This is a genomic window from Geminocystis sp. GBBB08 (assembly GCF_016743215.1).
Taxonomy (GTDB): Bacteria; Cyanobacteriota; Cyanobacteriia; order Cyanobacteriales; family Cyanobacteriaceae; genus Geminocystis.
In genome coordinates this window covers 1-9,679 of sequence record NZ_VRZC01000149.1, presented here as the reverse complement: position 1 = coordinate 9,679, position 9,679 = coordinate 1, and the positions used below count along the sequence as shown (strand labels likewise).

Annotated in this window: 6 protein-coding genes; 4 read left to right on the top strand and 2 right to left on the bottom strand. The window is 29.9% G+C overall.

Annotated features, from left to right (window positions below):
* Positions 1-324 precede the first annotated feature (324 nt).
* The 4 genes from dacB (at position 325) to FWJ34_RS15455 (ending at position 5,831) form a co-directional block, all read left to right on the top strand.
* Positions 325-1,767, top strand: a complete 1,443-nt coding sequence (gene dacB / locus FWJ34_RS15470) for a D-alanyl-D-alanine carboxypeptidase/D-alanyl-D-alanine-endopeptidase (RefSeq protein WP_308256236.1) — start codon at positions 325-327, stop codon at positions 1,765-1,767.
* 311 nt (positions 1,768-2,078) lie between these two features.
* Positions 2,079-2,672 (top strand): recombination mediator RecR, encoded by a 594-nt coding sequence (gene recR, locus FWJ34_RS15465; RefSeq protein WP_308256237.1) that lies wholly within the window; start codon positions 2,079-2,081, stop codon positions 2,670-2,672.
* 450 nt (positions 2,673-3,122) lie between these two features.
* Positions 3,123-4,370 (top strand): HAMP domain-containing sensor histidine kinase, encoded by a 1,248-nt coding sequence (locus FWJ34_RS15460; RefSeq protein WP_308256235.1) that lies wholly within the window; start codon positions 3,123-3,125, stop codon positions 4,368-4,370.
* A 120-nt stretch (positions 4,371-4,490) separates the two neighbouring features.
* Positions 4,491-5,831, top strand: coding sequence for a TldD/PmbA family protein (locus tag FWJ34_RS15455; protein WP_308256234.1), 1,341 nt, complete (start codon positions 4,491-4,493; stop codon positions 5,829-5,831).
* 83 nt (positions 5,832-5,914) lie between these two features.
* Here the strand turns inward: FWJ34_RS15455 and FWJ34_RS15450 are convergent, their stop codons facing one another.
* Both FWJ34_RS15450 and FWJ34_RS15445 read right to left on the bottom strand, forming a co-directional pair.
* Positions 5,915-6,634: a lipoate--protein ligase family protein gene (locus FWJ34_RS15450; RefSeq protein ID WP_308256233.1), complete on the bottom strand. Its 720-nt coding sequence runs from the start codon at positions 6,632-6,634 to the stop codon at positions 5,915-5,917.
* Positions 6,635-6,794: 160 nt separating this feature from the next.
* Positions 6,795-9,656, bottom strand: coding sequence for a beta-ketoacyl synthase N-terminal-like domain-containing protein (locus FWJ34_RS15445; RefSeq protein ID WP_308256232.1), 2,862 nt, complete (start codon positions 9,654-9,656; stop codon positions 6,795-6,797).
* Positions 9,657-9,679: the final 23 nt, after the last annotated feature.

Genomic DNA, 9,679 nt, shown 5'->3' with positions numbered 1-9,679 from the left:
ACATAATTAAAAGTTATGGATTAAAGGTACAATAAATAATTAAGAATTAAGAATTAAAAATTAGGAAGAGAAAAGAGAAATTCAGTTAATTTTAGATAACGTTAGCTATTACCTTTAAAACTTATATGAAAGTTTAATAATTACTGATAAAAGTTTCCCTATTTAATATTATAGTAGTCCTAAATAGGTTATGGTAAATTAAATAGTAATAACTCTCAAACTCAAGTCATTTCTAAATTCTAAATTCTAAATTTTTCCCAACAGAAATGCCACAAATCAAATAGGATTGCTATATCACCTATTCCCTATGACTTATTACTTATCATGAAGCGTTATTTATTCTTAATTTTTAGTTATATTTTCTTATTTTTATCTTCACCTATCATAGCACAAGAATCTATAAAAACTAGAGAAAAAAAAGTTTGTGTTAGTAATCTTAATAATGAAATTAACTATATTCTTAATAAACCTTCTCGACAAAAAGAATATTGGGGAATTGCCATTGAAAGTCTTAAAGATAATCAAGTTTTATACCACTTAAATAATAATAAATATTTTATTCCAGCTTCCAATGTTAAATTATTGATAACTGCTGCTAGTTTATTAAAATTTGGTTCAAATTTTCAGATAAAAACTCCCATTTATCTTCAGCAAGAATCTCCTAATATAAACAACTTAATTATTCAAGGAAAAGGAGATCCTACCTTTACAAAAAAACAGCTTGAAATCATCTCTCAAAAACTACAAGAAAAAGGAATAAAAGAAATTAATCAATTAATTTTAATCGATGGTTATTTATCATCTCCAACTACTAATTATACTTGGGAATTTGAAGATATTTACTTTTATTTTGCCGTACCTGTTAATAGTTTAATTCTCGAAAATAATAGCGTTAATTTAACCTTAAAACATAGTAGCATTAATGAAAAACCATCTTTAATATGGTCTGATGAATTAGCAGGAAAACAATGGGCGATCGAAAATAAGGTTTATACTAGAGAAAAAAATAGAGAATTTAATCTCATGATCAATCCTGTATTTGCTAAATCTACTTTAGAAATAACAGGAGAATTACCCATAGATAAAGAATCTAATATTTGGCAATTATCTATTCCTAAACCAGCGGATTATTTCCAAGATTCATTGATAGCAACTTTAACTAAATACGGTATCAAAGTAAAGGTAGCTGAGATTGTTAATCAAAAAGATAGTTTGCCAGAGAAAAATCAGCAATTATTCTTAGAAATAAACTCCTCAATATTAGCCGAATTAATCAAAGTTATCAACCAAGAAAGTAATAATTTATATGCCGAAGTTTTACTTAAATATTTAGCTGATGAATCATTAAATGAATTTGAATCCTTAGCAAAAATCATGGACAAATTGGGAATATCTTCTGATAATTATAAACTCAAGGATGGTTCAGGATTGTCTCGTCATAATTTAATTACTCCACAAGCCTTAGTTAACTTATTAAAATTAATGAATAGCAGTGAATATAACGAGACTTTTCGTAATTCTTTAAGTGTAGCTGGAATAAATGGTACATTAAAAAATAGATATAAAGACACTAACATTATTAATAATTTAAGAGGAAAAACAGGTACTTTAACAGGAGTTTCAGCTTTATCTGGATACTTAAAAAATGATAACTTTGGTGATTTAGTCTTAACAATCATTGTTAATCAATCAACAGAAAATTCGGTGATATTAAGAAATACCATTGATGAAATTATTATTTTATTAGGACAACTAGAAAAATGTTAATTATAGTGTTATATCAAGTTCAGATAATAACTTATAGTAAAACTTGGCGTCTTTCTTTGCGTCTTTGCGAGAAATTAAACTATGATTATAAAATCGAACCTAATATTATTTCTACTTTCCTCTCCTTCCTTTTTCTATGCACTTCATGAAAAAAGTTTTCCTTTTCCCCTTGACAAATTATTTTTCCTCATATAACATAGTAAATAAGATAATATAAATCTATTTATTTTTGTAGTATTTGTGTCTCAAGGTAAAATCGATTAAATGCTCAAAACCCATAAATAAACAATTATAAAAGGAGACTAAAAATTATTTTTACCCCCCCATTAGCCAGATTAATCGAACAATTACAAAAGCTACCCGGTATTGGACCAAAAAGTGCACAAAGATTAGCTTTTCACATTCTTAAACGTGGGGATAAAGATGCCGAAGCCTTAGCCCAAGCTATTCTTGACGCAAAAAGAAGAGTTGGATTCTGTCAAAAATGCTTTCATTTATCAGTCAATCATATTTGTGAAATTTGTTGTAATCAAAATCGAGATCAAGATACTATTTGCGTGGTTGAAGATTCAAAAGACGTGATAGCCTTAGAAAAAACCAGAGAATATCAAGGTTTATACCATGTCTTAGGAGGGGTTATTTCTCCTGTGGATGGTATTACCCCTGAACAACTTAATATTCAACCCTTAATTCAAAGAATGGCACAAGGTAATATTAAAGAAGTTATAATGGCAATTAGTCCTAGTATTGAAGGAGAAACTACTACTTTATACGTTGGTCAACTATTAAAACCATTTACAAAAGTAACTCGTATTGCCTTTGGTTTACCCATGGGGGGAGATTTAGAATATGCTGATGAAGTGACTTTAGCAAGGGCATTAGAAGGGCGAAGAGATCTTGATTAAAGCCTTATAAAGAGACAATCATTCACTCTTAATACCAAAAGCTCCCCAACTCCCTAAAAGGGAGAGTAACTTCGGAGAGTACTGCGGGGAGAGCTTAATAGACAATTAACAATTAACAATTAACAATCATCATAACTTAAATATCTGGTGATTGTCAACACAATAATTGATTTCCCCAAGACAAACTCTGATTACCAGACTTGCTGATTACGGAAAAAGAAAATATTTATGATCTGGTATTGAAAAACTTTAATGAAAATATAAAATTTTACTATACCTTAAAACTGACCACTGATAGCTGATAGCTAACACCTCTTTAAATCTCACAACTCCCATAGGATTACTATATAATAAATTTTAGGCAAATTAAAATGATCCTCACTTATCGTCAAAAATAAAAAATTTTTCATTCTAATTCCTAATTTATAATCATTGTTTAAATTTTTGAGTATGCCTGAATATGAAGAAGTTAGAGTAAGTGAAGAATTTATCCATCTTTGTCAAGCACAATTAAGCCTACTTTTACAAAATTTTTTAGTACAAGAAAGTGCTATTTATTTGACAAGTTCTAAAAATAATGAAACACCGAAATTAATTCCAATTTTAGTATATCCTAATTCCGTTTCTGTTTCTCCATTTAGGTCTTTACCTTTTTTTGATTCAAAATCAGTACCAGAAACATTTAATAATGTTATTGATGAGTCTTTTCAGCCTCAAGAAATTACTACTTATACTCCTAATTCTAGTTCTCCACATCAGTTAATTTTACCCCTTATTTATCAAGATTTAGTCTTAGGTTTATTAGCCACAAAACGAAAAAACCTACCTTGGCAACCAAATGAAATTATCCAAATAAAACAAATCGCTCAAACTATTACTTTAGCTCGTATTATTGAACAAAAACAACAATTATCAGACATAAAATTAACTCAATTAGAAAAATTAAGAATCTTAGAAAATAATCATCTTGACGATTTTTTACATCAGTTACGCAACCCCCTCACTGCTATTCGCACTTTTGCTAAATTATTACTTAAACGTCTATTACCTAAAGATCCTAATTATAAAATTTCAGAAAGTATTATTAGAGAAAGTGATCGCCTAAAAGAGTTAATAGCTGATTTTAATGAACAATGGGAAAAATTTAATAACGGTGAAATTTTACCGTTAACTGAAATAGAATCTACCAGTTTTTTCTTAACCGAAAAGATTGAAAAATCAGAAAAATTTGATATTCAAGAAGTTATTAATCCATTAATTACAACAATTAAAGCTATTAGTGAAGAAAAAGATATAGAATTATTAGCTAAAATTAGTGATCATTTATCATTAGTTTATAGCAATAAAAAAGCCTTAGAAGAAATTCTTAATAATTTGTTAGAAAATGCTGTAAAATATACGCCAATCTATGGTAAAATTTTATTAGAAATTAATCAAAATGAATCACAACTAATGATCAAAATTAGCGATACTGGTTATGGTATTCCACCTGAAGATCAGCAACATATCTTTGAAAGACATTATCGAGGTATTCAAAGTCAAGGCACAATTTCAGGTACCGGTTTAGGGTTGGCGATCGTTAAAGAGTTATGTGATAAAATAGGCATTAAAATAATCATAACTAGCCCTTATTATTGGGTTAAAAATCAACAAGAAAAAGGAACACAATTTTCTTTATTTATTCCTTTGCATAACTGAAAGAAGCCTGATAAAGTTTTGTTAGTTAAATTGATTGAATCCTGTCTATTTGTTAGTTTTTGGGAAAAGTCTGACCGAAATTGTATCATAGGAAAATAAAATATCAATAAGATTAAATGTATGTCGAAAGTTCAAACAATTGCTCAAACTGCCACCGAAAAAGCCTCAGAATTAGGAATTATAAAATTTGACATTTATGGTTCAGCTATTACTCAGACTAGCGTACAAGTGTTTCAAGGTGAGCCTAAACAGGTAAAAGCCTCCCAAAAATCTAGTGTTATTGTTAGGGTTTGGAACGAAAAAGAACAAATAGGTGTCACATCAACTACAGATGTCCATGATGTGGGAATTGAATTAGCTTTAAAAACTGCATTAGAAGCTAGTAACTTTGGTGTGATCGATTATGCTCCTGATTTTAGTGATGAGGCTAAATCTCCTTTACCAGCCGTTGATAGCGAATTAGGCAAGAGTTGTGTGGCTTCGGAGTTAATCGAAAAATTATTGAAAATTGAAGCTGATTTGTTAAATTCTCACGAGGCGATCGCATCTGTGCCTTATAATGGATTAGCAGAGCAAGAAATAGAGAGATTTTATCTCAACAGTGACGGTGCATTAAGGGAAGAAACTCGCTCATTTTCTTCTATTTATTTATATACTACTACAGAACAAGAAGGAAAAAAACCCCGTAGCGGAGGCGCCTATAAAGTAGCCAATACTTTAGAAAAATTAGATATTGATGGTTGTTTTCGAGAAACTGTAGAGAAAACCATTAGTCACCTGAATTATGAAGGGATAAAATCAGGTAAATATCGAGTTGTTTTTTCCCCTGAAGCCTTTTTAAGTTTATTAGGCGCATTTAGTAACCTTTATAATGCCCAAAATATTCTTGATAAACAAAGCCTATCTACTCCTGAATCATTAGGGCAACAAATCGCCTCCCCTTTACTGTCTGTGAGTGATAATGCTTTACATGAAGGTAATGTTAGTGCTGAAACTTTTGACGGAGAAGGCACACCAACTCGTAATTTACCTATTATTGAAAAAGGCGTGCTAGTAAATTTTTTGCATAGTAGCGTCACCGCAAAAAGAATGAACGCAAAGCCTACCGGTCATGCTAGTATTGGTGCAAAGGTAAGTATTAGCCCTAATTATTATCATGTTTTCCGTGGAGAAGAGCCAACCATTGAATATAATTTAGATACAGCTGAAAATGTAATCTTAATCGATGATGTTCAAGCATTACACGCAGGAGTCAATTCCTTACAAGGCTCGTTTTCTTTACCCTTTGACGGTTGGTTAGTGAATAAAGGGGAAAAAGTAAGCATCGAAGCCGCAACAGTTGCAGGAGATTTTCTTGATGTTTTAAAATCGATTATTTTTGTGGAAGCGGAAGGAGAAATAACTCCTACCGGTGTTTGTCCTCGTATTTGGATTGAAAGTTTATCAATTACGGGACAGTAAATAATAAGGTTGCAGGTTTTAGGTATCAAGTTTTAGGTTTTATTCCTCATTTGTCGTGAAACAGGCATCTTGCCTGTAATTCCTCATTCCTCATTATTCAGGATTTCTTGTAATTCTTCCTTTGATAAAGGTTGAATGACAAATTGACAATTAAAACACTCTGTCGCCGCTTCTGTTAAAGTTTTGATGATGTCATCTAAAGATAAAATATTAGGAATAATTACTCTAGGTGGTAGGGTGTTAAAAACGCTCTCAAATAGCTTTATATCAGGTTTTAAGAGCATTGAACCGTGTTGTAGGGTAAATTTTCCCTTTTTTAGTTGTGAACTACCAATAAACTTATTTCCTTGAATATCCACTAAATCGGCATTTGTAGCTAATTTAAAACAATTAGGCGATCGCAAATATTGTTTTTCAGGTTGCCCAAAATCAAGATTTACCCCTAATCTTTGCCATCCTAAAATTAAAAATTGACAAATTTGGCGATAAACTTGATCTAAATTTCCTTTTAAATGAGATGTTATCACGGCATAGGTTAAATCTCCTTGATGTAATACTCCACGACCACCACTAGGACGCTTCACTAAATCTAACAGTTTTCCTTGATAAGTTAAATGTTGCCAATGACTAGGAAAATGACGTTTTTGACTAACTCCCAAAGAAATTGCCACAGGATTCCATGTATAAAATCTCAGGGTTGGAGGATGATTATGATTTTGATGTTGGCTTAATAACCATTCATCGATCGCCATTTGTAACTTTCCGTCTACTTCGATTAAAGGTATAAAACGCCAAATTTGCATCAAAAAAAATCCCTAGTTTTCTAAATAGAATTAGTAAAATTCATAACGAAATTTCCTTACACACTCTTTCGGAGAATCCAAAGTATAGTTTAAGGAAATGATTTCTGCTGTAATGCACATTATTAATTAAGGGCTGCTGAATTAATATTGATGTCAGGTGTTAAATATTCGACTTTTTATCGTCGGAATCCTCATTAATTTTAATTAATGTTTTAATGAGACTATCAACATAGCTCCTTATTTCAAAATTACCATGGGCTCCATAATAATGGTAAATGTTTAATTTATCTGAGGTTATTTGATTAATCAAAGATAAATCAGCCCTTTTCCATTCTGTTGATAATAATAAATTAATTATCCCTGAATATGTTTTAATATTATACTCTTTTCTTGCTGATAAATAACTTTGATAAAAAGTATATTTTTGATATTTTTCTTTTATTAATTTTAAAAATAATTTTGGAAATAATTTTAATATTGTATGTTTAAAATATTCAATTAACTTTTTAATTTTTTTTCTAGCCCTGAGATATACATACTTTAATCCTAATACTCTAAATATTTCGTATCTATCTTTTAATAAAGGTTTATAACTTTTGAATATTCCATCAATCAAAATAATTGAATCTATTTGATGATTAATAGTATTTAATTGATGAGCAATTTCCATTGTTAAAAAAGCATCTCCACAAACACCAATTAATTGATAAGGTTGCTTTAAATTAGCTTTAGATATATCTTCTACTATTCTCTTGGCAATACCTTCTATAATTTTTTCTGGGCTAAGTTTACATATATTTTCTTTATTTTCTTTTGATAATTTAAAAATATGAAGATTAGCAAAAAAATAATCTTTTAACCTATTATCATTATTTAAAGTATGGGTTAATTTCAAACTGTTTATCATAATAACCGTATTTTTCCCCTTTATTGAATTAAAAGTAGTTAAAGATGAATGATTAACAATTTTATTTTCTTTAATAACTTGAGCTAAATCTTTTAAGGTAGGATATTGAAATATAAGAGTCGGCGATATATCAATATCTAAAATATCTTTAATTTCTGAGGATAAGTTAACTGTTTGTAGAGATTTTCCTCCTAATTGAAAAAAATTATCTTCGATGTCAATATTTTTCTTATTTAGTAATAATCCCCAAATTTCTTTTAATTTAACTTCTATTTCCTTAAGAGTATAATTGTTTTGATCACTAATTTTGTTTAAAGGTTCATTATTTATATTATTTAATTCATTATTTTTAGCTTTAATGTTTGGAGAATAATCAGTAAACCAGTATCTTTTTCTTTCAAAAGCATAAGTAGGAATCGAAATATATTGAGGGTTAACTTTAGCATAAAAATTATTCCAATTAATTGTTCCTTTTTCTAACCATAAATTACCTAAGTTAAATAACTTTTTAGTTAATAATTCATTGCTTAAATCTTCAATATTTTCCGTTTCACTAATAAAAGATAAAGCCTCTATTTTTTGTTTACTTTTACTTGCTTGACGGGTAAATATTTTATCAAAGGTTTGATTTTCAATAAATTTTTGTAAATAACTAGATAATTGATTAACTGATTCAATAACAGTAAAAAGACGATAATCAAATTGACTTCGCCTAGCGTTGGCACTATAACAAAGGTTAGTTAAAGAAATCGTTAAATTATCTTTAAGAAAATTAAGATATTTTTTAGCTAAAGCCATTAATGAAGATTCACTTTTAGCAGAAATAGTAAAGATATTAACAGGAAATTCGGCAGATTTTACAACCTTTTGAGGTGCTTCTTCTACAACAATATGAGCATTTGTACCTCCAAAACCAAAGGCATTTACTGCCATGCGTAAAGGTAAATTTTCATTATATAAATCTTCAAGTTTATCTTGTACTTTTAGATTTAATTCCTTAAAAGCAACGGATGGATTCGGTTGTTTAAAATGTAAATTTGGTACTAATTGACGGTGTTGAAGACAAAGAAGGATTTTAATTAAACCCGCCATGCCTGAAACACTTTCGGTATGTCCTAAATTAGTTTTAACAGATCCTACCACACAAGGATTATCTTTTGGTCGGTTTTTTCCTAATATTTTACCAATGGCTTTTAATTCTAAGGCATCGCCAATGGGTGTACCGACTGCATGAGTTTCTATATATTTAATGCTATGGGGATCAATTTTGTCATCATTATATACTTTTTCTAATAATGCGATTTGAGCTTTAATATTAGGGCTAGTTAAAGTGTTACTCTGCCCATTATGATTCACTTCTGAACCGATGATTGTACCATAAATGAGATCGCCATCTTTGAGTGCCTCAGACAAAGGTTTTAAAACCATCATGGCGACTCCTTCACTTTGCACATATCCATCAGCTTTTGCATCAAAAACTTTGCAACATCCATCCATCGCAATCATTCCCGCCTCTTGAAAAGCGGTAAAATTATGATCAGATAAAATTAGATTTGCACCTCCCACTAAAGCCAAAGATGATTGTTTTGTCCATAAACTACGACTTGCATTATCTATCGCCACCAAAGATGAAGAACAAGCAGTATCAATAGCAATACTAGTTCCCTTAAAATCAAAATAGGATGAAATACGACTTGCTGTCATACTAGGATTATTACCTGAAATAGTAAGAAAACTGTTAATCCCAAAATTTTCAATTTGCGAAGAATAATCATTATATCCCATAGCAATAAAAACCCCAGTATCACTTTGAGCTATATCTTTGGGTATTATTTGAGCATCTTCTAAAGCTAACCAAGCTGATTGTAATAGTAATCGATGGGTTGGATTCATTAAACAGGCTTCTTCTTTGGAAATATTGAAAAAATCTGCATCAAAACTATCTACTTCCTCTAAAAATCCACCCACCATAGCAGAATTACAGTTATCACCATGACGATGATATTTTGTAATTACATTTACCCTATTTTTCAGTATGTGCCAAAAAGTTTCTAAATGATCGGCTTGGGGAAAATTTAAACTAATACCAATTATAGCTATGGGTTCTTGATTCATAATTCGTGATAATCAGATTTAAT

Excerpts from the sequence above, each read along its gene's own strand:
- dacB (WP_308256236.1), top strand. The coding sequence starts at position 325 with ATGAAGCGTTATTTATTCTTAATTTTTAGTTATATTTTCTTATTTTTA.
- FWJ34_RS15460 (WP_308256235.1), top strand. The coding sequence starts at position 3,123 with ATGCCTGAATATGAAGAAGTTAGAGTAAGTGAAGAATTTATCCATCTT.
- FWJ34_RS15455 (WP_308256234.1), top strand. The coding sequence starts at position 4,491 with ATGTCGAAAGTTCAAACAATTGCTCAAACTGCCACCGAAAAAGCCTCA.
- FWJ34_RS15450 (WP_308256233.1), bottom strand. The coding sequence starts at position 6,634 with ATGCAAATTTGGCGTTTTATACCTTTAATCGAAGTAGACGGAAAGTTA.
- FWJ34_RS15445 (WP_308256232.1), bottom strand. The coding sequence starts at position 9,656 with ATGAATCAAGAACCCATAGCTATAATTGGTATTAGTTTAAATTTTCCC.